This window comes from Cecembia calidifontis, assembly GCF_004216715.1.
Lineage (GTDB): Bacteria > Bacteroidota > Bacteroidia > Cytophagales > Cyclobacteriaceae > Cecembia_A > Cecembia_A calidifontis.
Window position 1 is genome coordinate 1,208,407 of record NZ_SGXG01000001.1, and the last position, 26,547, is coordinate 1,234,953.

A 26,547-nucleotide genomic window follows, 5' to 3' on the forward strand; every position below is an offset into this window, starting at 1 on the left:
TGAAATTATGTTGCAAGAATTGAATACAGATACCTTACAGGAAATTGTAGAGTCCAACGAAAAAGTCATCGTTCAATACGGAGCTACCTGGTGTGGTAACTGCCGCATCATGAAGCCAAAAATGAAAAGACTGGCCGGTGATTATGCAGGGATCTCCTTTTTCTATGTAGATGCTGAAAAAAATCCAGAGTCCAGAAAATTAGCTCAGGTTAACAATCTTCCTACTTTCGCTTCATTTAAAGGGGGAAAATTGGTCAATCAGACCCAAACCAATAAAGAGGATGTATTAAAATCTTTGATCGATGAGATTGCCGATAATTAAGCATGTTTTGGGGTTTATTGAAGCCAATGATGAAGATTGGGTCAATGAAACAATAGAATTGCTCGAAAATTTGACAGAAATTCCTTCCCTGAAAGATGAGGAGTTGGAGGTAATTGGCGAATTACTTTCAAACCTTTACGGTTCTTTGGAAGTTAATAAAATGATTAAGGACGGGATGGATAAAAAAGAAGCCATGAACGCTTTTATGAAAAGGGTGACGGGTTCTATTGATAAATAAATTGATAAGCTGAAAGTTGTTTGATCACCCAATAAACGAACTCAAGCTTACAAAAAGGGACTGGAAACAGTCCCTTATTTTATTTTTAGGTTTTCAAGAAATGCAGCCAAGGCTTTGCGCCAGTCTGGATCCGCATCCCAAACAGGTCCAGTATAGAGTTCATCCCTTATGATCAGGCGGATGTAATATTTTACCACGATTCTGGTTTTTTCTTCCGGTTTCTCTACAGGAAATCCCAAAGATGTCATCAAGTCTCCTTCTTTACCTTCCAGTTTGACCAGAATAAACTGAATCCTGTCCCTTATCAATTCAGCATCCCCCCTGGGATTGGTTAAAAATTCAAATTGGTAGGGATAATGGCTTTCAAAAATCTGCTCAATGCCGGATCGTTCGGCTTGTTGCTCTGCAAGGATAACTTGTTCGCTTTTTCCAAGTAAATCGTACCTATAGCTTGCCAATAAACCAATATCTCCGGAAGCCCCTGAAAGCGGGATTCCAAGTTTGAATACATCGAGGTTCAGCGGATTTCTATTGATAAACCTCCTTGAGCCCTGTATGGCGCCTTCTGAATTTGGAAATTCAGGGACTTCCAATACCAAAAAATTCCTCGTTTTTACATTCTGACCTATTGTCTGAAGATTTCCAACCATCTCATCTAAGGACGCAGCTGTTATTCCCCAGACTCCTGAAGAGGCTACGATATTTTTGTTTTTGGAGAAAGGGCTGATATGGAAAGCTACCTGTCCATTAGATTTTCTTGTGACGATCACAATGGATTGGATCAAACGTTTGTTGAATGCATTGGCATAGCCTGTCTGCACTTCTTCTGATAAGGCTACATCTTCCAGTTCATAATAGGCTACAGGGTCTCCTCCCACGGATACTATGGCCGGATGGATTATTTCTGCGATCTGATGCCATTCCATATTGGGAAATGCCAGCGGGGAACTGGAAATCAAGACTACTGTTTTTCCATCCAAAAAATAGTCTGGAACAGCTCCCTGACCCCATGCTTTGTTAAATACTATTAAAATTGACAGCAGCGCTGCGAGATATTTCATAAGAAAATGGCTTGTGGTTCTGAAACCTTACTATTTTTACGAATATACATAACGACAAAAATTAAACCTTAATATGAATAAATTATTGAGCATTCTTTGGATTATTTTTTGCCTTGTCCCAACACTTTCTTTTTCACAGAGGATTGATGCGGAGGAATTGCTTAAAGATATGGCTTACCTTTCATCAGATGAACTGGAAGGTAGAAGGCCGCTTTCTGAAGGAAGTTTGAAAGCCAGAGAATACATCAGGTCCAGGTTTGAAGCTTTAGGTCTTACCTCTCAGTATAGGAATTATACCCAATATTTCAATTTTACCCATAGGAGGGATGGTCAGCTGTTTGAAAATGCAGCTAATATTATTGGTTTTGTTCCCGGTGCAGAGACAGAAAAATTGATCGTAGTTATGGCACATTATGATCATTTGGGTAAGGTTGGGGATAAGATTTTCAATGGGGCTGATGATAATGCCTCCGGCACCGCAGCAGTTTTGGCATTGGCCAGGTATTTTTCAGCCCATAGGCCAAAACATTCAATGATGTTTGTGGCCTTGGATGGAGAAGAAATGGGGCATCAAGGGGCCAAGGCTTTGGTAGCAGATTTCCCTTTTCCTCTTGAGCAGATCGTTCTCAATATCAATATGGACATGATCAGTAGAAATGTTGACCAGGAACTGTATGCGGTGGGAACCTATCATTATCCCCATCTGAAGCCCTTGATTGAGAAGGTTTCTTCGGGCAGAAATCCTAAATTGCTTTTTGGTCACGATCAACCAGAATCGGGAAGGGATGATTGGACACTTGCTTCTGATCATGCACAATTTCATTTGAAAGGCATACCCTTTATCTACTTTGGTGTTGAAGACCATGAGGATTATCATCAGGAGACAGATACTTTTGACCGAATTGATCAGAAATTTTATGTGGATGCAGTTCAGCTCATTTTAGATGTGCTTATTTCCTTGGATAAAAATTTACAATAATTAGAAAGAGCTGAAAAGGAAAGTGCAGAAAATGGAGTTTTTTGTCGTTTTTTTATAAAAAACAGGAAAAAAACACCAAGATTAAGCCGAGGTGCAGATGATTTCTTTGAAGGGGTTAGGGATTTTTTGTCTTTCAGCTTACTGCCTGTAATCTTCTCATTTGGAGATTGTCGGTATTTCAATAATTAGATAAATCCAAGAATCCTATCTTTGAAATTTTATTTGGATAGCTTGATTTTTCCACTTTCTATACATACATGTTTTGTATTAAAAAACTCATTTACAGGAAGATATCCACAAAATCACCTTTTTGTTAATATGGTTAAATGATTGAAAATCAGCAGAATAATTATTTTTCAGCTGGTGATGTGGATAAGTGTGGATAAATGTGGATAAAAAAACAAGAAAAATTTTTATGCCTTTTTTAGGCTGGTTTGAGGGTTTTTGATGAGCGGTCGAACATGCATTTCTGAAATTCGTTGAAGTACTGTTGAGTTTATTTAGACTTTCAGTCCAAATAAAATTCTATAAGTAGTTCTTTAAGTATTTGACAGCTTGTTTGAGCGGAAAATAACAAATCCAATATTTCTTGGAAAAATAAAATTCTTAAACAGAAAAGGTACAATTAAATACATTAGGTTCAATCAAAAATGAAGGTTTTTATCCCATCAATTTTCGCTTTTTGTTTGTTGTGGTTCAAGGGAGATTATCATTCTCCCACTGAACAAGATCCTCTTTTTGCCATTATCGATTTTCCGGAGTTTGAAAAGATGACTGATGAAAAAACAGGGAAGATCAGGGTTTTTAATTTTTGGGCTACTTGGTGTGCACCATGTGTAAAAGAGATGCCCTATTTCCAACAGGTTCAGGCAGAAGATGCCGATATAGAACTGATTTTTATTTCCATGGATGATGGAAGAAGACCCGAGAGAGTTACAGAATTTATTAAGAGAAGGAATATTACTTCTCCTGTTTATCTCTTAAATGATGTGGATTATAATAAGTGGATAGACAAAGTAGATCCTGGATGGTCAGGAGCGATTCCTGCTACTTTGTTTATCAGGCCGGACGGTATTCGCTCTTTCCATGAGGGTGAAGTTTCATATGAGGAATTGAAAACAATGATTAACCAATTAAAAAAGTAAAATGATGAAAAAGTTAACCGGATTGTTTCTGTTTTGTGCGATGGTTCTTGCAGGGAATATTGCCTGGGCCCAGGATAGCCAAGGTTATAAAATCGGGGATAAAGCCTCTGATTTCAAACTTCTGAATGTGGATGGATCTTGGGTTTCATTGAATGGATTGAAGGATGCAAAGGGCGCTATTGTCATTTTCTCATGCAATACATGCCCTTATGTGGTCGCTTATGAAGACCGGATGATCGAACTTCACAATAAATATGCTGCTATGGGTTATCCCCTTATTGCCATTAATTCCAATGACGATAAAGTCAGTCCAGGAGACAGCTTTGATAAGATGAAAGAGCGTGCAAAGGAAAAGAAATTCCCATTTGCTTATGTATATGATAAGACACAGGAAGTAATCAAAGCCTACGGAGGAACCCGAACACCACATGTCTATATTCTGAATAAGGAGGGGAATGATTTTGTGGTGAAATATATTGGAGCTATTGATAACAATTACCAAGATGCAGCTGCAGTTACTGAAAGGTATGTTGAAAATGCAATGGATGATATCATGAATGGACGAAAGGTAGCCACCCAAACCACCAAGGCTATTGGATGTACCATCAAATGGACAAAAAAGGCTGAATAAGGCTTAACGCATCAAAGATATTTCCCGGAGCAATGGATTTTGTTCCGGGATTATTTTTTTATACTGATCGAAATACCGGAACTGCTTGACCTATCAATCCTGGTTTCGTATCTGGGATTATCCTGGATTAAGCGCATAAATTCCCTTATTCCAGAGATATTGTTCAGAACATTATGAGCAGTAAACATACCTCCTTTTGGAATTTTGTTGTCCAAATCCTTGAAATATTGACTGTACCAATCTTTGTCCGCATCCAGAAATACAAAATCGATAGGGCCTTTCAATTCTTTGACAATTTGATGGCCGTCCCCCAGTCTAAAATCAACATATTCTAATAAACCCACTTCCTTTAGGTTGGCTATGGCCTGTTTTTGCCTCTTCTCATCAATTTCTATGGTAATGAGTTTCCCTCCTGTTTTGCTAAGTGCCCAGGCTATCCAAATCGTGGAATGCCCGGTGGAAGTACCGACTTCCACAGCCGAGGTATAGCCCTTATCGACAATGAGGTCATGGAGTACTTTTCCATCTTCAAATGGTACATTAAGATCTCTCCATTGGTGTTTTTTTTCCGTTAAAAACTTTTCCACTTTTTGGTCAATTTGGGCTCTTTGTTGGGCAAAAGACCTATGGTTTATCCATATCAACAGAAGAAAACAAAATAGTAGGAAGGCTTTTGTGGAAGTATTCATAGGGAGTTTTTTTATTTTGCACTGTGTTACAATCGCTTGTAATTCAGATCAATATAGTGAAAAATGATGGAATTTTTCTCATTTTTACCTATAAGGCTTATTTGGCTTCTACTCAAGGTAGGGGAAAGGTTTCTGGCTAATCCTTTGGTTTTCAACTCCGTGATTATCAGTTTATCTAAAAACCCGATTATGAGAACAAATCCCTTGTCTTTTCTGATTCTTTTGATGCTCATTTTTGCTTGTTCCGAAAAAAGTAAACTTCAATCAGTTCATCCTGGTGACATTCAGTTTATCAAAGTGGATTCTATCCAGATTCCGTACCTCGGTTTGCTTAACCTCATGGATGTTCACCTTTCAACAGGACAACTTTTGTTTTATAATCAGCAAAAGGGTCAATTGGTCTTGGGCAATATGAAGGGGGAAATGATCCGGGAATTCAGCAAACAGGGTGATGTTCCTGATAGCTATGGCTTTTTTCCTTTAGGGGCAGGTAAGTTTTCCAGTGACGGAAAGACATTTACCATCATTTCTAACCAAGGGGTTTATACCTATGATATGGATGGGAATTTAAGGATTGGAGGGAGGCATAAAATTTCAAAATTACCCGCTTTCTCAGGAAGGGCATCAAGTGATATGGAATTTTTCTGGGTAGGTGACAGAATCCTTACCGTAGGGGCAGGAAGGGGAGAACATCCCAGAAATACAACGGAATTCTATGAAAACTATCAATCTTTGGCCTGGTTTGACACTTTAGAGAGACAGGTAGAACAGTTTATGAAGCTGGATGAAAACAGTGTTTTCCGAAATGGCATGGCCCATGATATTTCGCATTTGACTCCAAAAATGGCTGTTGCTCATGACCGGATTTATTTTGTTCAGGGCATAGAGCCAGCGCTCAATATCCATTCCTTGAATCCTCCTTATGAAAAGGTCAGAAGAGTTGAATTCGGTATTGCTGATTATAGCTTCAATCAAGGGGAGGATTTTAAAAAAGCTGACCCTAGAATCATCAATCCTGATATGTATTCAGGAAGAATAGAAAACCTAAAAGTGACCGATCAATATGTGTTGGTTTCCTTTTTCCCGGGTATTCCTGAGCATGAACAGGCCAAGTATGAGAACCTAGCCTGGGTTGAATTTTCAGACAAATCCAGAAAAGACTATAACCCCAGGATGTTGGTCATGGATCTTGATGGAAATCTGCTCACTGAATTGGAGATTCCTTTGCAGTTCAGTGAAAGGCAGTGGCTTTATCGCGATGGTTACCTTTGGTTTTTGGCCCCCGTTAACCTAGAAGAAGAGGAGGATTTTGTGAAAGTGTATAAGGTCAAACTGGGGAAATAAAATGTTTTGGGGACTGAAATTTTCAAAAAAAAGGGAAGCAACAACTTGCTTCCCTTTAATTTTATCTTCAGAAGATCAATCAGACTGCTTTAGCTTTGTCCAATTGGTCGATGATGTCCTCATAGTCCAGCTTATCCCAGTTTTGGGTGATCAATGGGTTCGCCATGACCTTGTCCATGATTTTTTGTTGGAGCTTGCCCAAAGCATAAGCTTCGGAATAGGGCATGGAGGAGAAAGTAACCATTGTATAGAGAGGGATCCAGTCATTGGGATATAGGGCATGGAGTTTTGCTTCTATCTTTTTCCTTAGGATAAATTTCGGATCTGCCACGTCAGCTTTCATTTCTTCGAAATTTTCCAATGCCAACTGGCAGATGGCATCCGTGTCAGGTTTTCTGATCTTTTGGAATTTGGCAAATACCAGTTCCCAGGCTGAGGTTCCGATTTTTTCAATCAAGCCATCCAGTATCATGCAGTCCTCAAATCCGCAGTTCATCCCCTGTCCATAGAAGGGGACCATTGCATGTGAGGAGTCACCTATCAAAAGTGCCTTATTGAGCATCCATGGGAAACATTCAATGTTGATCAGAGAAGAGGTAGGATTGTTGAAATATTGCTCTGTCAGCTGTGGCATCAGCTGATAGGCATCGTCAAAATAGGTTTGGAATACTCCTTTGACATCTTTCTCATCCCTAATATTTTCAAAGCATACCCTTTCACCTTCAAAAGGTAGAAATAAAGTGCAGGTGAATGACTTGTCAGGATTGGGCAAGGCAATCAGCATGAATGAGCCCCTTGGCCAGATATGCAGTGCATTGGGATCCATGGCAAATTCTCCCTCAGCTGTAGGAGGGATACTCAGTTCCTTGTATCCATGGGAAATGTATTCCTGCTTGTAATTGAATCGGACCTGCTTCAACATGGCATTTCTGAGAGAAGAATAGGCTCCGTCGGCACCAAGAATCACATCGGAGTTGATTTTTTCCAGACCTGATTCAGGATTATTGACAGTAATTTCAAAATTTCTCAGGTCTACATCTTCAATTCTATGTTCGAAGTGAATGTTTACCCCGGCTTTTTCTGCCTCATCCATCAACAATTGGTTAAACCTGCCCCTGGAAATAGAATAAATTGCCTGACCTTCTTTGCCATAGGGAATAAATGTGGTTTTTCCATGTTCATTATGAACTTGCCTGCCGTACATGGGGATGGTCAGGGGGAGCACCTTATCCTGAAGCCCCACTTTTTCGAGGGCTCTCCATCCTCTGTCGCTGAGGGCCATATTGATGGACCTTCCTTCTTCCTTATATTCTCCTTTTCTATTATCAGGCCTTTTTTCATAAATATGGACGTCAAGGCCTCTTTTTTTCAGATAAATACTCAGTAAGGACCCAATAAGGCCTGCGCCCAAAATACTGATTTCATTTTTTTTCATGGTTTGAGAGATATATCCCTGGGTATATTAAGCGAATTTTTGAAGGGATTGTTCAAGTATTTTTGCGAATTGATATACATCTAAGAAGCTGTTGTACAGAGGAGTAGGTGCAATTCTGATTACATTTGGGTTGCGCCAGTCTCCTACTACACCATGCTTATAGAATTCATCGAAAACTGCTTTTCCCCCTTTATGGATCAGCAAAGATAGCTGACATCCTCTTTCGAAGGGGTTTTTTGGCGTAATTATTTCTAATACACCACTTTCACCACTTATTTCTTGTATGAGAAACTCCAGGTAGCCGGTCAAAAGTTCACTTTTTTCCCGTAACCTTTCCATTCCCGCTTCTTCGAAAATATCCAAAGAAGCCTGATGGGCTGCCAATGCGATTACATTGGAATTGGCCAGCTGCCAACCATCCGCTCCATACATGGGCTTAAAGCCCTTTTCCATCCTAAAGCGTTCCCCTTCATCATGTCCCCACCAACCCGCAAACCTTGGCAATTCAGGACTTTCGGCATGTCTTTCGTGGACGAAAATGCCTGAAATATTTCCAGGGCCAGAGTTAAGGTATTTGTAACTGCACCAGGCAGCAAAGTCCACGCCCCAATCATGGAGCTTCAAAGGGACATTGCCCGCTGCATGGGCCAGGTCAAACCCAGCCGTAGCACCCACTTCATGGGCTGCTTGGGTAATCTTTTCCATATCAAAAACCTGGCCAGTATAATATTGTAATCCAGCCATCATCACCAAGGCCAGGTTTTCCTTATGCTCTTCAATTGCCTTAAGAATATCTTCTGTTCGAAGGGTATATTCCCCTGCTCTGGGAGCCAGTTCAATGATGCACTTTTCCGGGTCCAATCCATGGAACTTCACCTGGGTTTCCAGCATGTACATGTCTGATGGAAAAGCGCCTGCTTCGGTGATGATTTTATATCTTTTCTGATCAGGCCTGTAAAAAGAAACCATTAAAAAGTGAAGGTTGGAGGTCAGGTTATTCATTGCCACCACTTCATGTTCATGGGCACCTACGATAGCCGCCAAAGCAGGTTTGGATTTTTTTCTTACATGGTACCAGGCGTCTTCCCCATAGAAATGTCCATCTACAGCCAGCCTGGCCCAGTTATCCAGTTCTTTTTTGATATAAGCTTCTGTTGTCTTGGGCTGTAGTCCCAGGCTGTTCCCGCAAAAATATAGGGCCTGCTGTCCATTTACCTGTGGAAAATAGAACTTTGATCGGAATCCTTTTAAAGAATCCATTTCGTCCATTTTTCGTGCAAAAGCTTCTGAATATTCGTACTGTATATTTTTCATGGAGTTCAAGTTTATGGTTTTGATTTATCAGACCGGCAGGGAAATTCTTGATGGAACTGACAAATATCCAAACTTACAACCTTTCAGCTTTGAAAAAAACGGTTTTCCTTTCGGCTGATGGAATATGAATCTTTAATTTGCGGAAAAATCATAACCATGAGTAAAGAAATCATCTTTTCAAAAGAAGCACCTGCTCCAATCGGACCTTACAGTCAGGCGGTGAAAGCAGGCAATACATTGTATGTTTCCGGTCAAATTGCACTGGATGCAGATACCGGTGAATTGATCAACGACAATATCACAGAAGAAACCCATGCGGTCATGAAAAACCTGGAAGCGGTGTTGAGGCAGGCAGGATATGGTTTTGGCGACGTGGTCAAATGTACCATTTTTATCAAAGACATGGGGCAGTTTGCGACTATCAATGAGGCCTATGGGCAATATTTCAAATCGAATCCTCCGGCAAGAGAAACTGTGGAGGTAAGCCGATTGCCCAAAGATGTTAACGTCGAGATTTCCTGCATTGCGGTAAAATAGATTTTAAGCAGGACCACGGAAATGACTCTATCCAACAAATGGCCAATCGTTTGGATAGGTACTTTTTGGGTGGTCCTTATTTTTGCATTTTTGGGATTGATTTGGACTTGACAACTTTAAAGAAGGGAAACAGTTAATTACTCATGCCATTTTTCCCAAACCATAGCGAAGTATTGGTCTCCTCATGGACCAAGGAAGAGGTATTGGAACGCGTGGACCTGGTGACCCGTGATGCCAATTTTTTGGAATATGAATTGGAAAAGAATAAGGGTTATCAATTCAACGGGACGCTTGGAAGGGACAGTTTTAGGCTCTCCTTGGTAATCACCAAAGCGGATAGTTTTTTGCCCCTGATCAAGGGAAAACTGGAAAGTACGCCTAAGGGCTGTATCCTGTTTCTGCACTACAGTCTATTTCCCGGATCGGTCTTTTTCTTGGGATTTTGGTCTGTGATGACCCTGATATTGGCAATCTTTTTTGCAATGGTAGCGGGTAATTTTCTTTTCTCAGGAATCAGTTTGGCGGTCGGCATAGGCAATTATCTCTTTGCCTGGAACCATTTTAAGCGGAAGATCAAAATCTCTCAGGAAATTTTCCACGAACTCTTAAACCTTTGATTTCCCGCTAATTTTTAATGGCCCTTATTTTAAACAAGACCTTTTCTTATCTTCTTGGATATTCATAGAAAATAGCTATGTATTATGACCTTCAGGCCTTATTTTAGCGGGCGTAATAAACGTTCAAAAAATCATACTATGAGCTTTAGAATCGAAAAGGATACCATGGGGCCGGTGGAGGTTCCTGCTGACAAATACTGGGGTGCACAGACCCAAAGATCGATCAATAATTTCAAAATCGGTGGCGAGCGGAACCGCATGCCCATCGAAATTATCAGGGCTTTCGCTATTTTGAAGAAATCAGCAGCCTTGGCCAATGCGGAGTTAGGGGTATTGGCACAGGACAAAGCGGATATCATCGCAAAAGTTTGTGATGAAATCCTGGCAGGCCAGCATGATGATCAGTTCCCATTGGTGATCTGGCAGACGGGTTCAGGTACCCAGTCCAATATGAACACCAATGAGGTGATTGCTTACAGGGCACATGTCCTATTGGGCGGTTCTTTGGAGGATGCCAAAAAGCTGATCCATCCCAATGATGATGTCAATAAATCCCAGTCTTCCAATGATACCTTTCCCACGGCCATGCACATTGCAGCCTACAAAATGGTGGTGGAGACGACCATTCCGGGAGTCGAGAAGCTTAGAGACACTTTAAAGGCCAAATCGGAAGCTTTCATGGACGTGGTGAAGATCGGTAGGACACACTTTATGGATGCTACCCCTTTGACCTTGGGGCAGGAGTTTTCTGGTTATGTAGCCCAGTTGGATCACGGTTTAAAAGCTTTGAAAAATACCCTTCCGCACCTTTCTGAGCTGGCCCTTGGTGGTACAGCTGTAGGTACCGGCCTCAATACGCCAAAAGGCTATGCCGAATTGGTAGCCAAAAAGATTGCAGAGTTTTCGGGACAGCCAATGATAACTGCTCCCAATAAGTTTGAGGCTTTGGCGGCTCATGATGCTATTGTTGAAACCCACGGTGCTTTGAAGCAGTTGGCAGTAAGTTTGATGAAAATCGCCAATGATATCCGTATGTTGTCCTCCGGTCCAAGATCAGGGATCGGAGAGATTTTGATTCCTGAAAATGAGCCGGGCTCTTCCATCATGCCGGGTAAAGTCAACCCAACCCAGGTAGAAGCTATGACCATGGTCGCGGCACAGGTAATGGGCAACGATGTGGCGATCACTGTGGGCGGATCCAATGGCCATTTTGAACTGAATGTGTTCAAGCCAATGATCATTGCCAACTTCCTTCAGTCAGCCAGATTGATCGGTGATGCCTGTGTGTCTTTCAATGACAATTGTGCCATTGGAATCGAGCCCAATACACCCTTCATTAAGAAGCACTTGGAAAATTCTCTGATGTTGGTGACTGCCCTGAATCCGCATATTGGCTATGAAAATGCAGCAGCCATTGCCAAAAAAGCGCACAAGGAAGGTACTTCTCTAAGAGAAGCGGCTTTGGCTTTAGGTTTGTTGACCAATGAGCAGTTTGATCAGTGGGTCAGACCTGAAGATATGATCGGTAGCTTGAAATAATAACCACTAAATATAGAAACCATGAAAAAAACAATTTTGAACATTTCCCTTGTTGCGGCCATGGTCTTGGCTGGTAGTCAGCAAGTTTTTGCCAAAGAAAAAGCTTCTAAGGAAAAAACAGAATTCACCGAAGCGGAAATCCAGAGATTTGCTGAAATAGAAGCAAGGATCATGGAGATCAATGCTATGGATTTTTCTGAAATGAGCCGTGACGAAAAAAAGGAACTAAGGAATGAAGTAAAGGAGTTGAATAAGGAAAGCAAGACGATGAGGGGCAGTGGACTTTATATTTCCACCGGTGCTTTGATCATCATCCTTATCCTGTTGATCATACTTCTTTAATCCAGTTTCAGCTTTCTAAACCTTTTAGGTATTCAAAGCTTTTCTTGATTGATAAATATGGATCGGGAGTCATGTCTTTCTCCAAGAAGAAATGCTTGACTCCTGATTTTTTTGCTGTGGACATGATTTTTTGTAGGTCCAAAACCCCTGCACCTGCATCGGCGAGATAAGGGAAAAGTCCCATCCATTCTCCCATATTGCCACCATCTCCTGCAAAGGTCTTTAATTCCCTCATATCCTTGACATGCAGGGAAACAAATCTTCCCGGGTTTTCTTCCAGGTATTGGATAGGATTCGCTTTGGCAGCAGTTAACCAGAATACATCCATCTGCATTTTGACCAGTTCAGGGTCGGTTTGATCCAGGATTCTTTGAAAAGGAATAACACCCTCCATAGGCGCATGGCCATAACCGTGGTTATGGTAGAAGAAAGTCAGTCCGTGTTTGCGGGCACTTGCTCCGACTTCATTGAAAACATCAATGGTCCTTTTGTAGTCCTCAAGATTTTTCCTCATCTCATCCGGAATCATGGCAATGCCTACATACTTGTGCCCCACAATATGTGCGGCTTCAGCTACTGCTTCCATATTTTCCTGCAAGGTGGGTAAGTCAATATGAATGGAAGGTGCGGAAAGCCCATACTTATCCAACATTTCCTTCAATTGTTTTGGAGAGTTTCCAAAATATCCACTTCCTGAAAAACCCAAGGCATTGGCGGCCATTTTCCACCCTTCCTTGGCAGCGGTTGTACTGAATTCGTAAGGGCCAAAGAATTCAAGTTCTTTGTAACCGATTTCAGCTATCATTTTTAGGGTACCTTCAAAATCATCAGAGAGTGATTTTGGAAGGGTAAACAGGGCAACACCCAGTCTGGTGGCTGCATTTTCATTGGCAAATGTGAGGGATGGAACCATACTCAACGTGGCAGAGGCCAGGCTTATTTGTTGGATAAATTTTCGTCTTTTCATCAAGGGTATTATTGAAAAGGCAGTTTACTTATTATGTGAAAGACACACAATGAATCCGGAAATTATTTTTCTTTTTCCAGATAAGATTTCACATCCATGGCCCTTTTGCTGATGATGGTCAAGGGAATCAACCAGATCAATTGATTGAATACCAGTTGGAAGATAGTTCGTTTATTCCAGCCCAGTTCCGGAATAAAGCCAATCACAAACCATATTGCCAGTGCCAAACTTCCAAATATTCCTGCCCAGGTCAGGTATCTCCAGCTGATGGGATAGAATGCGCTCAAAAAAACCAGGAAGGCCGATATCATGCCTATGCTTCCAAACCAATTGCTTTGCATCGCTCCGGTCCAGTTGCTATCCATGGATAGCCATTTAAGAAAGTCTTCACCGAAGTATTTGAAAAATGCAGCCCAAGCGATATTGTACATTCCTGTAAGCAAAAGAAGCCCTCTCATCGGCATGGGGAAGCTTGGTGTAATGCTGTTTTTGTCCATTCGTAGAAATTTATATCTTCCTGAAAATAACTTTAGCTGAATCAATTGGTTCAATGTCTAAATACAAAACTACATGATGCTATTCAAAAACAAGTCAAAGCTGGGATTATTTGTCCTTGGAGCTGGTCTTCTATCCATTGGTTTCATAGCCGGAAAAAAAGCAGGAGAAATAACCCCAGCTGCTATTTCAGGAGCTGAGACCCTGATCGGGCTGGCCTTTACTCCTGCAGAAAAGGACAGCATGATCCAAAACCTAACGAATCACCGCAACAGTTTTGAGCGGATGAGAGAGCAGAAAATAGAAAATGCCACTTCACCTGCCCTGTACTTTAACCCTTTGCCACATGGATTTATCCCTTCCCAAGAACAAAGGGCCTTTGATTGGGGTTTACCGGCCCAGGTAAGACTTCCTGAAAAGGAAAATGATATCGCTTTTCTTTCCGTGGCTGAATTGTCTGTTTTGATCAAAAACAAACAGATCAGTTCCGAAAGGCTGACAAGGATTTATCTGGACCGGATCAAGAAATATGCAGATACTTTGGAGTGCCTCATTACCCTGATGGAGGAGGAAGCTATTGTAAAGGCCAAAAAAATGGATGCAGAGTTGGCAGCTGGTAAATACAGAGGCCCGCTACATGGAATTCCTTATGGCATCAAGGACCTCCTGGCGGTCAAGGGAACTAAAACTACCTGGGGTGCCATGCCTTACAAGGATCAGGTGATCGATGAGACAGCCACTGTAGTAGAAAAGTTAGAAGCGGCAGGAGGGGTTTTGGTAGGGAAATTTACCTTGGGAGCCTTGGCCATGGGCGATGTTTGGTATGGAGGGGTGACGAAGAATCCTTGGAACCTGCAACAGGGATCCAGTGGATCATCTGCCGGTTCTGGGTCAGCAGTCAGTGCAGGCTTGGTTCCTTTTGCCATTGGGACAGAGACATTGGGTAGTATTGTATCTCCATCTACAAGGAATGGGGTGACAGGTTTACGGCCTACTTTTGGAAGGGTAAGCCGACATGGTGCCATGGCCCTCAGTTGGAGTATGGATAAGATAGGTCCGATGTCCAGGTCAGCCTTGGACAATGCCATCGTCCTTTCTGTGATCAATGGTTTTGATCCTAAGGATAAGAGTACCATTGCCGCGGCATTTAATTACAATGCAAAAAAATCCTTTAAAGACCTGAAAGTTGGGTACTTTGCCCCTTTCTTTGAAGGAGAGCGTGCAACCGATCAGGACAGAAGGGTAGTGGAAGAATTGAAGGCCATGGGTGTGGAGCTGCACCCTTTAGAACTGAAAACTTCTGTAGATGTGCCCTCTATGTTGATCTCGCTATATGTAGAAGGGGCAGCGGCCTTTGATGAACTGACCCGCTTGGACTTGGACGATCTATTGGTAGCCCAGCACCGCAATGCCTGGCCAAACCTGTTCCGCTCTTCCCGCTTTATCCCGGCTGTGGAGTACATTCAGGCCAACCGCTTCCGCAATATCCTGATTGAGGAAATGCATGCCCTGTTTTCTGATTATGATGTGATTGTCACCCCATCCTATGGAGGGAATCAATTGCAGGTAACTAACTTGACCGGACATCCTGCACTCTGTATGCCCAATGGCTTTAACAGTAATGGCAGCCCGGTATCCATTACTTTTTTGGCCAATCTCTTCGATGAAGAAAAATTGATCATATTGGGTCGTGCCTATCAAGAACATACCGAATGGCAGAAAAAAAGACCTCCTTTGTTTGATCAATGAAAATGGACTTTGGGATGGTATTTTAAATTCCAGACAAGATAAAGGGAGAGGCTGTATCATAAATTGATATTCAGATTTATTTACCAAACAAAATTCTGTTTAATGGTTAATTTCTTTGTGACTTAGTGGCTTTGTGGCTAATTATGCCACGAAGGCTCTAAGATACAAAATTTCATTGATTACAAACCAAATAAAATTTTGGCAATTTTTTAAAGCATTGACTTATGAGACAGCCTCTTCCTCTTTTACTATTACCAATACTTGTTTTTAGCCTTCACTTGTCTGGATAGCTCAATTTTAATTCTAGGCAAGCATTAAATCCTTCAAGAATTGTAAATTAAACTCCCAGAACACCTTCTTTTAACATCCTTTCAATAACAATCTCAGCAAACTCAGAGGAGAACTTTTCCAGAGATCTTGGATTGAGGGTTTTGGATTGTGCCGACCAGATCATCAATTCTGATGCAGTATCATAAACATTGATTTCTATGAAATATTTTCGGTCATTGACCACATGGCCCGGAGTCATCATCATGCCATGATTCCAGCCCCAAAATCCTCCAAAGTTAGCCCCCATACCCCAGGCTCCCGGACCCACCATGGGACCAGCCATCATCGTACCTGGAATATACCGCTGTTCATTCTGTACATCAATCAAAGAAACCGTCATGATGGCATCTTTCTGACTTCGTTTGACGACATTGATCATGGCGTTTTTATCCAGGTCCGTACTCATCCAGAAATTGGGCTGAATGGTGGAATTGCTGGTGGTTGAGTTTATTCCCAGCTTATTTAATTTACTCTGAATGTCATTTTCGATGACTTGCCTTTTTGAAATATCACTTAAGACCACTGCCACGAAGAGGTTGTTATAACCATAATTGCTTTTTTCGGGGCTACTCCAGGAGCGGGTAATTTTTGTTGCAGGAGAACATGCAGCAAAAATCAATAATGCAGCAATGACAAAATACGTTTTCATATGATTTTTGAAATTAAGGGGAATTAGGAAAAACAAAGGTTAATTTTTTACCTGATTGACAAAATCAATTTACATTTTTATCTGCATATATTTATCCATTATTGTCAAAATGATTCTAAAAGACTGACCATTGTTTCCATTTTTTAAAGGCATGCCAAATTTTAAAATCTCAGCCTGACGAAAATTTCTCTCATTGACTACTTAGATCTTTATAATCATACGGCATCAAATCCCCGATTTTTTCCCAAGCCATATAACCGTCTAAGTAAAGGTCAAAAGGGTGGAAGTAACTGCCATCTTCAAATAACCTTAGTGCTTTGCCAGTCAAAGTGAATTTGGAAGTTTGAACGGGTAAAGGATTGCCATAAGTAGAAAAAATGAGGTTCCCCCTTCTGGGTGATTTTTTTTGATTCAATAATGGCTTTCGATAGTTCAATTCTTCGCTTTCTTTGTGGAATATTACAAAAAACGGTTCTGAATACGTTAAAAACAAAAAGCCATTCCGGGCCTCTTCTACCAAATCCCCTCTTCTCAAAGTATCCTTTGAAATTTTAACCAATCCTGAGGAGGGAACAGGTAATTATGGCTGATCTGAATTTTGGCTTTATCTTCTTGCCAGAGAGGGTCTATCTTCATTACCACGCCCTCGTCCTGAACCGCAGATAACTTGAGCCTCTTCCAGGGAACTTGGGAAGACCTTGCCCATACTTCGTAAGTTTCTCCTGCTTGGGGAGTAAACTCCAGGCTTCCCATGCCCATATGGGCAGATTCAAACCGAAGGAGGGTATCTTTTTTACTGTTGAGGATCAGACCTTGTACATCCGTTCCCTTACCCATGGCATCAGTAGCTTTGAAACCGATTTTTGAAGCTAAGCCCCTCACCAAATAGCCTCCTTCGGGAAAGAAATTCAAGTTTAATTCCGGTTGCTTTTCCACAAAAGTCCAGCCGTCCCCAAACTCACCCACCCAAAGATTTTTTTCAAAAAATGCTTCCTGACCAAAGTTTCTCATCCATTCTGTGTAAGCCCTTAGCGTGTAGACACCTGGCTTCAGGTCCCTTGGCAGGACTATATCTCCCTGTCCTAATCCATCTTCCAATTTGATAATGATGCGGGATACATAAGGCAGTAATCCGCTTTGTAACAATTCCACATACAAAGGTACCGAATTGGTTCTCGCAGGATTTTCCTGACCTACATCCATCAGGCCATAGGCCTTGATCCAGATGGTATCATTGAGAAAATAATGTGGTTTATCTGTATGCAGGTAAACCTTCTCAAAAGGATAGGTTTGATGATAAGCTTCTATACGCTCTACCAGCTTGTCCATTTGGCTCTGGGCAAAAGAAAAGACCATAGACAGGACAGTTATGGACAAAATCAAAAAGGTTTTTTTCCCCTGTTGCATAGAATTTTATTTTAAACCCTTACAAACATACGAAACATTTAATCGACAAGTTGTGCTGAACTAATTTTTTTCACTTTTATAAATCTGGATTTAAAGTTTGCTTTCCACTGTTAATTCCATTTTGCCATGAAAAGCTTGACCTTTGTCTGAAATAAAAATTTCTTTTTCAAAAAATGCCTGATCACCAAAATTCAAAGAATAAGAAGTGTAGGCCCTCAGTTTATATATTCCGGGTTTAAGTTCCCTGGGTATGACAAAATCCCCTGCACCTCTTCCATCTTTTAATTTGATGATCTTCCTGGATGCAATGGGGATGACACTGGGTTTGATCAATTCCACATACAGGGGAACAGAAGGTGTGGCAGATTCCCTGAAATTTTTATCCGGAGTGGTGACATAGGCCTTGAACCAAATGGTGTCACTTGGAATATAGTAAGGTTTGTCTGTATGTAGAAAAATCTTCTCGTAGGGGAATGCATGACTAAATAAATTGACAATTTCCCCGTAATTTTTTGTGCCTGAGCTAAAAATGTCAAAGCAAAAAATAAAAATGTCAACAGAAGGTTTTTTGTCATTAGAGCGTGATATTTAAAATTTCTTTCCTATTCAGCATTTGTTCTGTGAGTATTCTCAAAAACACAAAATGAAAGATCAATATAAATTCAATTTCAGAAACAAAACATGTGTAAACTATTTTTTGCCAAATTAACTTCTACTTAAAAATCACGTAATAGCCTTGGTGATTGTTGTGCATATGTTGAAATAATTTGTGGACTTTAAAAACATCGCTTTTCTTAAAAAATCAAAAAGCCTGAGAGGAACATTCCTTTCAGGCTTTGAAGGTTGATTCAATGATACCATTATCCAAAGGTTTTCATCGCATGGTGTGCTGCCCTGGCCGCAAATGCCATATAGGTCAGGGATGGGTTTTGGGTAGCGGTGGAAGTCATACTGGCGCCATCTGTGACATACACATTCGGTACGGCATGCAATTGATGGTTGGCATTGAGCAAGGAGGTTTTTGGATCTCTGCCCATGCGTACTCCACCCATTTCGTGGATATCCAAGCCAGGTGCTCTGCGGTCATCACGGGTTTTGATATTGGTGAAGCCTGCCTTTTCAAACATTTCTGTCATTTGTTCCAGGTAATCCTTCACCATTTTTTCGTCATTGTCATCGTATTCTACATTGATCCTAAGCAATGGGATACCCCATTCGTCTTTCTGGTTTGGATCCAAAGCTACATAATTACTTTCCTTAGGGATGGTTTCGCCCATCATATGGGAGCTTATTCCCCATGGACCGTATTTGTCTGGATTTAAAAGATTTTCTTTCAATTCCATTCCTATGCCACTTTGGTCAGCATAAGTTCCTCTATATGCTGAAAAACCTGCAGCATATCCCCTCAAGAAATCAGTTTCCTGTTTGAAGACATTTCTGAACCTTGGAAAATAACCGGATGTTGGTCTTCCCCCCTGGGTGGTATATTCTAAGTGGCCATGGTATTCCGCTGAAATTCCAGCTCTATAATTGTGGAAGGCCACATATTTACCCAACAGACCATTGTCATTTCCCAGTCCATTGGGGAAGCGGTAAGAGGTTGAATTCAAAAGGATCAAGTTGGTATTCAGGGCTGATCCGTTCACGAAAATCACATCCGCAAAATACTCTTCCATTTCTTTAGACTGGGTATCTACAATACGCACCCCGGTAGCTTTGCCTTTGGCTTCATCATAAATGATGGAATGCACCACCGCATTGGTCCTTAAGGTCATGTTACCCGTCTTTTCAGCCCAAGGCAAGGTGGAGGCATTGGCAGAGAAATAGCCCCCAAACGGGCAACCTCTCTGGCAGAGGTTTCTGCTTTGGCATTTTGCCCTGCCTTGCTGCGCGTAATAATCCAAATTTCCTGTTATATGGGCGCATCGGGCCAAAATCATATGCCGGGAGTCCCCATAATGTTTTTTGAGTTGGTACTGAAAATACTTTTCCACCACATTGAGCGGAAATCCAGGGAGAAACTCCCCATCAGGTAAATGGGGCAGCCCGTCTTTATTTCCGGAAACACCTGCAAACTTTTCCACGTGGCTGTACCAAGGGGCAATGTCCTTGTAGCGTATCGGCCAATCCACTGCAAAGCCATCCCTCGCAGGACCTTCAAAATCAAAATCTGACCATCGCTGTACCTGTCTTGCCCAAAGCAGGGATTTTCCACCCACCTGATAACCTCTGATCCAATCAAAGGGCTTTTCCTGCACATAGGGATGCTCTTTATCTTTGACAAAGAAATGTGCTGCATCTTCCCTGAAAGCATAGCAGCGACTGACAATAGGGTTCTCCTTTTGAACTTCCAAAGGAATCTGACCCCGGTGCTCAAATTCATAGGGAAGCATATTGGTAGTGGGGTAGTCTTTGATGTGTTTCACATTCCGGCCCCTTTCAATGACCAGTGTTTTGACCCCATGTTCGCAAAGTTCTTTGGCTGCCCAGCTGCCACTCATTCCAGAACCTATGACGATGGCCTGGAAAGTTCTTTCTTTTACTGCGTCTATATTTAGATTAGCCATTGATTCTCTCTGTTTTAATGTCGGCAATCAGTACTTCTCCCTTGTAATCACCAGGAATCAAGGAATAGGGTTTCACTTCAGTCTGAATGTATTCAGAAAGCATGAAACCTTGGATGGTAAAACGTTTGGTAGTTTCCAGGAATGACCTGATATCCTTTTCATTTTCCTCTTCCGTGGACAAACCGCTCAGGATCAGGTTTTCTTTTTCCTCTTTGGTCAATTTAGAAAAGTTTTTACCGCTCGTTTTCTTGCTAAAACCTTCAAAGGCTTGCAGGCCTTTCATAAAGGCTTGTTGTCCATTTTCGTCCACGCAATCGTTGACCATGACCAAGATAAAGTCCTGCACGCTCAGGTCTGCTGCACCTTTGATATTTCCCGGAGGAATGATGGTGTCGGCTATGCCGGCCAATAATTGCTTGAGGCTAGGGGTAATCTGAAGGTTTTTATAGGCAGCCAGGATATCTTCCTTGGAAAAATCACAGGAAGGTACCAAGACCAGTCCGCCTGTAATCAGAGCAAGACTACGAAGGGCATCTCTTCTTTTCATGGATAGGTTATTAGGGATTGATTTTAAATGAGCAATAAGGTAAAACGTTTTAGGGATTTTTCAAACCACTGATTTATTTAACCAAAAATGAAATTGGATAAAGATTAAAAAATGAACCACGGATGAACGGGATGAACACTGATAAAATGGGGAAAAGAATGATGATTGTCTAAATGAATTCGATCGAGGGAAAAGATTTGAAGATTCCGGACTACTTTTTTTGATCACATATAAATGGGATAAACGCCGATAAAAGGATACATATTTTTTTTAGTCAGATAGAGGATTTAAACAATAATTAGCCGCAGCATGAAGATGAGGGTTAAAGCACAGAAAATGGTCCGCAAGGCGGGATGAATGAGGATATGCCTAGAAAAATAATTTAATCGGTTATTTTATCACGAATTTTAAGAAATATTCAAAGTAACATTAATTTACTAACTTGAAGATAGAAATAAAGAGGTAATGATCCTGAAAGGATCGAACTTTAAATAGCCCCTGGTGAAACCAGGGGATTCAAAAATTCAGGCATTAAGCTTTCCTGACCCTAAAAGGGTCGAACATAAAAGCCTTATTATCAAAAATTTCGATCAATATGAGTTTGACCCCTTTAGGGTCAGGCGTTAACTATAAAAAACCATTTTCAAACCATGGGTTTCACCCATGGCTATTCAAATGTTTGACCCCATTCGGGGTCTAGACTAATTCATTTGGTTGGGACATTTCTAAAATTATCATTAAGCATCAATATTGAAATGGTGGACAAAAGAAACACTAAAATTTTTTCAGTTAGTTTGAGTTCTAATTTATAATTTGGGTTCTAATTAAGGTAAATTTAGTTGGAAATTAATTATCCCTGGTAATAACACCGATTTCTGCAAAGGAAGCCCTCTGCCCATCCGTTGTCCCCAATGCTTTTAGCCGGATATATCTTGCCTCCACCCCATTAAATTTTATTGTTTGCTCAATAGGATTGTTGTAAATATTTGAGAATTCCCCAAGGGCTCTATCTGTCCAGGTCCTGCCGTCCAAACTGCTCTGGAAAGCATACCTATTGATCACTCCCCTCATAAACCTGTTTTGTGGAGGAAGATAAGTAAAGCCATATAAAGTCATCACCTCAGCCAGATCTACGGTCAACTCATTCCCATTGCTCTGCCAAAAGGTGTTGGGATCCTCATCAATGGCTTTTTCCGCATTGGCATCAGTGTGGATAACTTTCCATTTTGCTTTAGGCTTGTCCAGATCTTGTACCAATATCTCACTCAGTTGGCCCGTAGCGGGATCATGGCTAACTGCTCTTATTTGTACCGCTTGATCCAACATGAAGGGTCCCTGATATTTTGGGCTGTTGATTCCCGGATCACTGCCATCCAAGGTATAATAAATATCCACATTGCTTCCGGGAACATTCAAAGTCACTGCTCCCGATTTATCCCTTTTCAATATAGGCTCGATCAGCAATGCAGGGGCACGGTAAACCCCAATTCTGGAAAGGGTAGGGCTTGCTTTTGCATCGGTAATGGTAAACCTCAAAGCATCTGTAGCCACATCCTCAAATCTCAGTATTCGCTTGGCACCAATGGTGGTTCCCCTGTGGATAAGTTCCCAGCCATCAGCCGTTTTTACTTCCAAAGTAAAGCCTTTCACCCTTTGGCCCAAAGCAATGTGCTCTTGGGCCATAAACCTGTTAATACTTTGTTTTTTAGGAAATTGTATAAGTATTTCATTGTGGATAACGCCATCTTCTGCAGCCCAATACTTATTTTTATCCTTATGGAGTACCTGTTTGACTTCAAAGCCTCTGCCTCTTTCATTGGAGGCGCTTAACTTCGCCTTCTGAGCCAAATCCACTGCAAAATCTTCCTGGATTTTTGTGGATAACTTTAAGATTTGTTCCACATCTTTTTCATGAATCAAGCCTCGTCTATCCACAGGAAAATTGATCAAGAGAGCGGCATTTCTGCCAATACTATTGTAATAGATATCCAGCAATTGGGGAAGGGTCTTTACTTTATGGTCTTCATATTCGTGGTAATACCATCCCGGCCTGATGGACACATCGGCTTCAGCCGGCACCCAATGGGTGCCATTTTCCTGTCCTGCCGCATATTTTTCAGGATATTCCGGCATACCGGCATAGACAGAGTCCCGCATCAAATTGGACCAGGTGGTTTCATAGGCATAGCCATCCTCATTGCCCACCCAGCGTACATCAGGTCCACCATCGCTGAACATCACTGCACCGGGCTGCAATTCCCTGACAAGCGCATAAGTATTGGGCCAGTCATAATAAGTCAACTTATCCACATAACGGTTTTCATTGGCACCTCCATAATAACCAGTGCCGCCATTGGCCCCGTCAAACCATACTTCGAAAATTTCACCATAATTTGTCAGTAATTCTTTCAACTGATTCCGCATGTAGGTAATATATTCTGGGGTACCATAATCTGCATGGTTCCTGTCCCATGGAGAATAATAAATCCCCATTTTTAGGCCAAACTCATCACAAGCCTCCCTCAATTCTTGAATCAAATCCCCTTTCCCATCTTTCCAGGGAGAGTTCTTTACGGAATGTTCGGTAAAAGCTGAAGGCCAGAGACAAAAACCATCATGGTGTTTGGCCGTGATGATAATGCCTTTCATCCCCGCCTCTTTGGCTACTTTGGCCCATTGGCGGGTATCCAAAGCTGTGGGGTTAAAATCAGCGGGATCCTCATCTCCCATGCCCCATTCCATGTCTGAAAAAGTATTCATATTGAAATGCACAAAGCCATAGTATTCCAACTCATGCCAGGCGAGTTGGCGCTCTGAGGGAATCGGATAAACCGGAGCTGGCGGAGCGACTTCCGGGCCTTGGCAGGCCCAAACAATCAATACAAGAATGAGGAGTTTTTTCATAGGGATCCAATTACTCCATGATAATAATCATTTTTCCATAAAACTTGAATGTATGCTGGAGATCCTTATTCTTCTTTTGAAAATTAAGGGTAAAGAGTCTGACAGACTCTATTCTCTAAATAAGGAATTTTTGTGCCATTTGTCTTTTTGGTCTTGCTGTACTAACTTTTAGCAGTGCATTCAAAAAATTTCACATCCAATGCCCTTTTACTCATGAGAATTGTCCAGTTTAGAAATAAAGATAACTCCACACATGTCGGCTTGGTGGAAGGTGAGCGCTTAAGGCTTTTAAACGAGGTGACCAGCACCTATGCTTTGACGCAAAAGGTATTTGAATCAGGGAAAACACTTTTAGAATTAGTGGATATGTTGGCAGGGGATGTAACCATAAGCTACCAGCCCCTTTTGGACCACAAGCAAGTATTATTGCCGCTTATGCATCCAGACCCATATCGTTGCTGGGTCACAGGAACAGGCCTTACCCACTTGGGTTCCGCTGCTTCCCGTGATGAAATGCACCAAAAATTGAAAGGAAGCGACCCTGATGAGCTGACAGATTCCATGAAGATGTTCCGGATGGGACTGGAAAACGGTAGAATGTTAAACGGGAAGCCAGGCGTACAACCGGAGTGGTTTTACAAGGGAAATGGACTGTCTGTAGTACCCACAGGTCATGAATTGGTTTCTCCGGCTTTTGCACTTGACGGGGGAGAGGAGCCTGAATTAGCAGGCCTGTATGTGATAGATCCGGATGGAAATCCATTTAGGCTTGGATTCGCAGTAGGAAATGAGTTTTCTGACCATAAAATGGAGAAAATCAATTACCTGTATTTGGCACATTCCAAATTAAGGATGAGTGCTTATGGCCCTGAAATACTGATTTCAGAGCTGCCGGATCATTTGGTAGGTTTAAGCCGTATTCTAAGAGGGGAAAAGGTGGTATGGCAGAAAGAGTTTCTTACGGGCCAAGCCAATATGAGCCACAATATCGTTAACCTGGAGCACCATCACTTCAAATATGACTTGTTTAGGCAGCCTGGAGATGTGCACGTACACTATTTTGGCACATCTGTGGTAAGCTTTGCAGATGGTATCGAGGTCCAACATGGAGATAGGTTTGAAATTTCCATTCCGGAACTCGGAAAACCACTCATCAACACACTGAGACAGGTATAAACACAATGTTTAAATCCGAATTCTAAGACGTTTTCAAAGTAACGTTTAGTTGTCAACTTTAAATAGTGGTGGACAGTATTAAAAGAATCCCATAATATTGAAACATAAATTGACTCAATAGGCAGGGTTCGAATGACGACGGACCGGGCCGGCTCCGGCCTTGCGGGCTGATAGGATTCCGTCGGCTTGACTTTTTTGGTTACTTTTTGTGTCAAGACAAAAAGTGACTATAGAAAATAACCATATTCATCTTCTAATTTAGGTTGATTCATAATTTACGTTTTTTTAACAATAGATTTAAGTTGGATGGTATTGTGCATTTGGGTTATTCGTAAAATTCAATCTTAATTCAACTCTTTCATAAAAAATTAGGTTAAAAATTCAGAAAATGTAATTTGCCTTCATGCAACACACTTCTTATATCGAGATCAGTAGATCGGCTTTTAAAAAAAACATTGATTTTATCAGAAAGGATATTGGTGCCGCTACTTCCCTGTCTTTGGTGGTAAAGGGAAATGCCTATGGGCATGGCGTAGAAAATATTGTCCCTATGGCAGAGGAAAATGGGATGAGGCACTTTTCCACATTTTCTGCAGATGAAGCCCTGAGGGTATTTCATGCCAGTAAAATGGGGAGTGAGATCATGATTATGGGAATGCTCATGAATGAGGATTTGGGGGAATTGATACAGAAAGGAATTAATTTTTATGTATTTGATTTTGACCGCTTGGAAGCTGCGGTAGCTGTTGCCAAAACTATGGGTAAAAAGGCCAAAATCCATGTAGAAGTCGAAACAGGTTTTCACAGGACTGGATTTGAGTGGGAGGAAAGGGAATGGCTGATCAATCAACTGAAAGAACATGCTCCTTTCCTTGAACTGAAAGGGCTTTGCACCCATTATGCCGGAGCGGAAAGCATAGCCAATTATGTGAGGGTACGAAATCAGATCAAGCAGTTTAAGCAATTTAAAAAGAGCTTTGATTCTCAAAACATCACCTTTGAGAAATACCATACTGCCTGTTCTGCTGCTGCGCTGTTATATCCTGAGACTAAAATGGACATGGTGCGCATAGGGATTGCTGCTTACGGTTTTTGGCCCACACAGGAAACCTACATGTACCGCTTCCAATCCCTACCGGACAATGATAAAAACCCTTTAAAAAGGCTGATCACATGGAAAAGTTCAATAATGAACACCAAGTCTGTCAAAATGGGCGAATTCATTGGTTACGGATCAAGCTACATGGCACCACGTGACATGACCATCGCTTTGGTACCCATTGGTTATGGACATGGGTATAGCCGTTTGTTGAGTAATCAGGGCAAGGTCCTGATTTCCGGGGTAATAGTACCCGTAGTGGGTACGGTCACCATGAACAGCATCGCAGTAGATGTCACAGATTTGGAAAAAGTGCAAAAAGGGGACGAAGCGGTAATCATCGGTTGTCAAGGGGGAAAAGAGCTTTCTGTGGCTTCCTTCGGTGAATCCTCCCAACAAGTGAATTATGAGCTTCTAACCCGTCTACCTCAGGATATTCCCAGATTTGTTGTGGATTAAAATAA

26 protein-coding genes are annotated in these 26,547 nt (G+C 41.6%); 13 read left to right on the plus strand and 13 right to left on the minus strand.

The window, feature by feature from the left end; all coding sequences use genetic code 11:
• Positions 1-7 precede the first annotated feature (7 nt).
• Both BC751_RS05155 and BC751_RS05160 read left to right on the plus strand, forming a co-directional pair.
• Positions 8-322, plus strand: coding sequence for a thioredoxin family protein (locus BC751_RS05155; RefSeq protein ID WP_130274605.1), 315 nt, complete (start codon positions 8-10; stop codon positions 320-322).
• Positions 303-560: a DUF6952 family protein gene (locus BC751_RS05160; protein ID WP_130274606.1), complete on the plus strand. Its 258-nt coding sequence runs from the start codon at positions 303-305 to the stop codon at positions 558-560. The genes BC751_RS05155 and BC751_RS05160 overlap by 20 nt, the downstream gene beginning before the upstream one ends.
• Before the next feature lie 74 nt (positions 561-634).
• On the opposite strand, the gene BC751_RS05165 is transcribed toward BC751_RS05160, so the two are convergent.
• Positions 635-1,621 carry an NTPase gene (locus tag BC751_RS05165; protein ID WP_130274607.1) on the minus strand — a complete coding sequence of 329 codons (987 nt, stop codon included), beginning with the start codon at positions 1,619-1,621 and terminating at the stop codon, positions 635-637.
• A gap of 73 nt (positions 1,622-1,694) precedes the next feature.
• Between BC751_RS05165 and BC751_RS05170 the strand changes: the two genes are divergently transcribed.
• The 3 genes from BC751_RS05170 to BC751_RS05180 all read left to right on the plus strand — a co-directional run bounded on the left by BC751_RS05170 (position 1,695) and on the right by BC751_RS05180 (position 4,376).
• Positions 1,695-2,600: a M28 family peptidase gene (locus BC751_RS05170; RefSeq protein WP_130274608.1), complete on the plus strand. Its 906-nt coding sequence runs from the start codon at positions 1,695-1,697 to the stop codon at positions 2,598-2,600.
• Positions 2,601-3,250: 650 nt separating this feature from the next.
• A complete protein-coding gene (locus BC751_RS05175; RefSeq protein ID WP_130274609.1) occupies positions 3,251-3,745 on the plus strand; it encodes a TlpA family protein disulfide reductase in 495 nt (164 codons plus the stop codon).
• Between the two features lie 4 nt (positions 3,746-3,749).
• Positions 3,750-4,376: a thioredoxin family protein gene (locus BC751_RS05180; RefSeq protein WP_130277500.1), complete on the plus strand. Its 627-nt coding sequence runs from the start codon at positions 3,750-3,752 to the stop codon at positions 4,374-4,376.
• A gap of 50 nt (positions 4,377-4,426) precedes the next feature.
• Here BC751_RS05180 and BC751_RS05185 read toward each other — a convergent pair whose 3' ends face one another.
• Positions 4,427-5,065, minus strand: coding sequence for an O-methyltransferase (locus tag BC751_RS05185; protein ID WP_130274610.1), 639 nt, complete (start codon positions 5,063-5,065; stop codon positions 4,427-4,429).
• A 189-nt stretch (positions 5,066-5,254) separates the two neighbouring features.
• Here BC751_RS05185 and BC751_RS05190 point away from each other — a divergent pair, with 189 nt between their 5' ends.
• Positions 5,255-6,409 (plus strand): hypothetical protein, encoded by a 1,155-nt coding sequence (locus tag BC751_RS05190; protein ID WP_130274611.1) that lies wholly within the window; start codon positions 5,255-5,257, stop codon positions 6,407-6,409.
• Positions 6,410-6,488: 79 nt separating this feature from the next.
• Here the strand turns inward: BC751_RS05190 and BC751_RS05195 are convergent, their stop codons facing one another.
• Both BC751_RS05195 and kynU read right to left on the minus strand, forming a co-directional pair.
• The gene (locus tag BC751_RS05195) at positions 6,489-7,844 is read right to left on the minus strand and encodes an FAD-dependent oxidoreductase (protein WP_130274612.1); all 1,356 of its coding nucleotides are present in this window, start codon (positions 7,842-7,844) and stop codon (positions 6,489-6,491) included.
• A gap of 27 nt (positions 7,845-7,871) precedes the next feature.
• Positions 7,872-9,158, minus strand: coding sequence for a kynureninase (kynU, locus tag BC751_RS05200; protein WP_130274613.1), 1,287 nt, complete (start codon positions 9,156-9,158; stop codon positions 7,872-7,874).
• Positions 9,159-9,314: 156 nt separating this feature from the next.
• On the opposite strand from kynU, the gene BC751_RS05205 reads away from it, so the two are divergent.
• From BC751_RS05205 to BC751_RS05220, 4 genes are all read left to right on the plus strand, one after another.
• Entirely contained in the window at positions 9,315-9,695 is a 381-nt protein-coding gene (locus tag BC751_RS05205; RefSeq protein WP_130274614.1) for a RidA family protein, read from the plus strand.
• A gap of 143 nt (positions 9,696-9,838) precedes the next feature.
• Entirely contained in the window at positions 9,839-10,312 is a 474-nt protein-coding gene (locus tag BC751_RS05210; RefSeq protein ID WP_130274615.1) for a hypothetical protein, read from the plus strand.
• A 138-nt stretch (positions 10,313-10,450) separates the two neighbouring features.
• On the plus strand, positions 10,451-11,851 hold the full coding sequence (gene fumC, locus BC751_RS05215; protein ID WP_130274616.1) for a class II fumarate hydratase: 1,401 nt from the start codon (positions 10,451-10,453) through the stop codon (positions 11,849-11,851).
• 21 nt (positions 11,852-11,872) lie between these two features.
• Positions 11,873-12,193 carry a hypothetical protein gene (locus BC751_RS05220; protein WP_130274617.1) on the plus strand — a complete coding sequence of 107 codons (321 nt, stop codon included), beginning with the start codon at positions 11,873-11,875 and terminating at the stop codon, positions 12,191-12,193.
• A 7-nt stretch (positions 12,194-12,200) separates the two neighbouring features.
• Here the strand turns inward: BC751_RS05220 and BC751_RS05225 are convergent, their stop codons facing one another.
• Together BC751_RS05225 and BC751_RS05230 are read right to left on the minus strand one after the other, a co-directional pair.
• Positions 12,201-13,160 carry a sugar phosphate isomerase/epimerase family protein gene (locus BC751_RS05225; protein ID WP_130274618.1) on the minus strand — a complete coding sequence of 320 codons (960 nt, stop codon included), beginning with the start codon at positions 13,158-13,160 and terminating at the stop codon, positions 12,201-12,203.
• 62 nt (positions 13,161-13,222) lie between these two features.
• On the minus strand, positions 13,223-13,657 hold the full coding sequence (locus tag BC751_RS05230; RefSeq protein WP_130274619.1) for a hypothetical protein: 435 nt from the start codon (positions 13,655-13,657) through the stop codon (positions 13,223-13,225).
• 73 nt (positions 13,658-13,730) lie between these two features.
• Between BC751_RS05230 and BC751_RS05235 the strand changes: the two genes are divergently transcribed.
• A complete protein-coding gene (locus tag BC751_RS05235; protein ID WP_130274620.1) occupies positions 13,731-15,404 on the plus strand; it encodes an amidase in 1,674 nt (557 codons plus the stop codon).
• Between the two features lie 337 nt (positions 15,405-15,741).
• Here the strand turns inward: BC751_RS05235 and BC751_RS05240 are convergent, their stop codons facing one another.
• The 7 genes from BC751_RS05240 to BC751_RS05270 all read right to left on the minus strand — a co-directional run bounded on the left by BC751_RS05240 (position 15,742) and on the right by BC751_RS05270 (position 23,808).
• A complete protein-coding gene (locus tag BC751_RS05240) occupies positions 15,742-16,383 on the minus strand; it encodes a hypothetical protein (protein ID WP_130274621.1) in 642 nt (213 codons plus the stop codon).
• Between the two features lie 190 nt (positions 16,384-16,573).
• Positions 16,574-16,918: a hypothetical protein gene (locus BC751_RS05245; RefSeq protein WP_130274622.1), complete on the minus strand. Its 345-nt coding sequence runs from the start codon at positions 16,916-16,918 to the stop codon at positions 16,574-16,576.
• Entirely contained in the window at positions 16,915-17,790 is an 876-nt protein-coding gene (locus BC751_RS05250; protein WP_207226840.1) for an alpha-2-macroglobulin family protein, read from the minus strand. The genes BC751_RS05245 and BC751_RS05250 overlap by 4 nt, the downstream gene beginning before the upstream one ends.
• A gap of 90 nt (positions 17,791-17,880) precedes the next feature.
• Complete coding sequence (locus BC751_RS05255) at positions 17,881-18,378, minus strand: MG2 domain-containing protein (RefSeq protein WP_130274623.1); 498 nt, start codon at positions 18,376-18,378, stop codon at positions 17,881-17,883.
• Between the two features lie 272 nt (positions 18,379-18,650).
• On the minus strand, positions 18,651-20,357 hold the full coding sequence (locus BC751_RS05260; protein WP_130274624.1) for a GMC oxidoreductase: 1,707 nt from the start codon (positions 20,355-20,357) through the stop codon (positions 18,651-18,653).
• Complete coding sequence (locus tag BC751_RS05265; RefSeq protein WP_130274625.1) at positions 20,350-20,904, minus strand: gluconate 2-dehydrogenase subunit 3 family protein; 555 nt, start codon at positions 20,902-20,904, stop codon at positions 20,350-20,352. Before BC751_RS05265 ends, BC751_RS05260 begins: the two co-directional genes overlap by 8 nt.
• Positions 20,905-21,750: 846 nt before the next feature.
• A complete protein-coding gene (locus BC751_RS05270; RefSeq protein ID WP_130274626.1) occupies positions 21,751-23,808 on the minus strand; it encodes an alpha-L-fucosidase in 2,058 nt (685 codons plus the stop codon).
• 174 nt (positions 23,809-23,982) lie between these two features.
• Here BC751_RS05270 and araD1 point away from each other — a divergent pair, with 174 nt between their 5' ends.
• Positions 23,983-24,984, plus strand: a complete 1,002-nt coding sequence (gene araD1, locus BC751_RS05275) for an AraD1 family protein (RefSeq protein WP_242617377.1) — start codon at positions 23,983-23,985, stop codon at positions 24,982-24,984.
• A 403-nt stretch (positions 24,985-25,387) separates the two neighbouring features.
• Positions 25,388-26,542: an alanine racemase gene (gene alr / locus BC751_RS05280; protein WP_130274627.1), complete on the plus strand. Its 1,155-nt coding sequence runs from the start codon at positions 25,388-25,390 to the stop codon at positions 26,540-26,542.
• Positions 26,543-26,547: the final 5 nt, after the last annotated feature.

What these genes read in the sequence shown, in the direction of transcription:
- BC751_RS05155 (WP_130274605.1), top strand. Translation starts at nt 8, where the DNA reads ATGTTGCAAGAATTGAATACAGATACCTTACAGGAAATTGTAGAGTCC.
- BC751_RS05160 (WP_130274606.1), top strand. Translation starts at nt 303, where the DNA reads ATGAGATTGCCGATAATTAAGCATGTTTTGGGGTTTATTGAAGCCAAT.
- BC751_RS05165 (WP_130274607.1), bottom strand. Translation starts at nt 1,621, where the DNA reads ATGAAATATCTCGCAGCGCTGCTGTCAATTTTAATAGTATTTAACAAA.
- BC751_RS05170 (WP_130274608.1), top strand. Translation starts at nt 1,695, where the DNA reads ATGAATAAATTATTGAGCATTCTTTGGATTATTTTTTGCCTTGTCCCA.
- BC751_RS05175 (WP_130274609.1), top strand. Translation starts at nt 3,251, where the DNA reads ATGAAGGTTTTTATCCCATCAATTTTCGCTTTTTGTTTGTTGTGGTTC.
- BC751_RS05180 (WP_130277500.1), top strand. Translation starts at nt 3,750, where the DNA reads ATGAAAAAGTTAACCGGATTGTTTCTGTTTTGTGCGATGGTTCTTGCA.
- BC751_RS05185 (WP_130274610.1), bottom strand. Translation starts at nt 5,065, where the DNA reads ATGAATACTTCCACAAAAGCCTTCCTACTATTTTGTTTTCTTCTGTTG.
- BC751_RS05190 (WP_130274611.1), top strand. Translation starts at nt 5,255, where the DNA reads ATGAGAACAAATCCCTTGTCTTTTCTGATTCTTTTGATGCTCATTTTT.
- BC751_RS05195 (WP_130274612.1), bottom strand. Translation starts at nt 7,844, where the DNA reads ATGAAAAAAAATGAAATCAGTATTTTGGGCGCAGGCCTTATTGGGTCC.
- kynU (WP_130274613.1), bottom strand. Translation starts at nt 9,158, where the DNA reads ATGAAAAATATACAGTACGAATATTCAGAAGCTTTTGCACGAAAAATG.
- BC751_RS05205 (WP_130274614.1), top strand. Translation starts at nt 9,315, where the DNA reads ATGAGTAAAGAAATCATCTTTTCAAAAGAAGCACCTGCTCCAATCGGA.
- BC751_RS05210 (WP_130274615.1), top strand. Translation starts at nt 9,839, where the DNA reads ATGCCATTTTTCCCAAACCATAGCGAAGTATTGGTCTCCTCATGGACC.
- fumC (WP_130274616.1), top strand. Translation starts at nt 10,451, where the DNA reads ATGAGCTTTAGAATCGAAAAGGATACCATGGGGCCGGTGGAGGTTCCT.
- BC751_RS05220 (WP_130274617.1), top strand. Translation starts at nt 11,873, where the DNA reads ATGAAAAAAACAATTTTGAACATTTCCCTTGTTGCGGCCATGGTCTTG.
- BC751_RS05225 (WP_130274618.1), bottom strand. Translation starts at nt 13,160, where the DNA reads ATGAAAAGACGAAAATTTATCCAACAAATAAGCCTGGCCTCTGCCACG.
- BC751_RS05230 (WP_130274619.1), bottom strand. Translation starts at nt 13,657, where the DNA reads ATGGACAAAAACAGCATTACACCAAGCTTCCCCATGCCGATGAGAGGG.
- BC751_RS05235 (WP_130274620.1), top strand. Translation starts at nt 13,731, where the DNA reads ATGATGCTATTCAAAAACAAGTCAAAGCTGGGATTATTTGTCCTTGGA.
- BC751_RS05240 (WP_130274621.1), bottom strand. Translation starts at nt 16,383, where the DNA reads ATGAAAACGTATTTTGTCATTGCTGCATTATTGATTTTTGCTGCATGT.
- BC751_RS05250 (WP_207226840.1), bottom strand. Translation starts at nt 17,790, where the DNA reads ATGCAACAGGGGAAAAAAACCTTTTTGATTTTGTCCATAACTGTCCTG.
- BC751_RS05260 (WP_130274624.1), bottom strand. Translation starts at nt 20,357, where the DNA reads ATGGCTAATCTAAATATAGACGCAGTAAAAGAAAGAACTTTCCAGGCC.
- BC751_RS05265 (WP_130274625.1), bottom strand. Translation starts at nt 20,904, where the DNA reads ATGAAAAGAAGAGATGCCCTTCGTAGTCTTGCTCTGATTACAGGCGGA.
- BC751_RS05270 (WP_130274626.1), bottom strand. Translation starts at nt 23,808, where the DNA reads ATGAAAAAACTCCTCATTCTTGTATTGATTGTTTGGGCCTGCCAAGGC.
- alr (WP_130274627.1), top strand. Translation starts at nt 25,388, where the DNA reads ATGCAACACACTTCTTATATCGAGATCAGTAGATCGGCTTTTAAAAAA.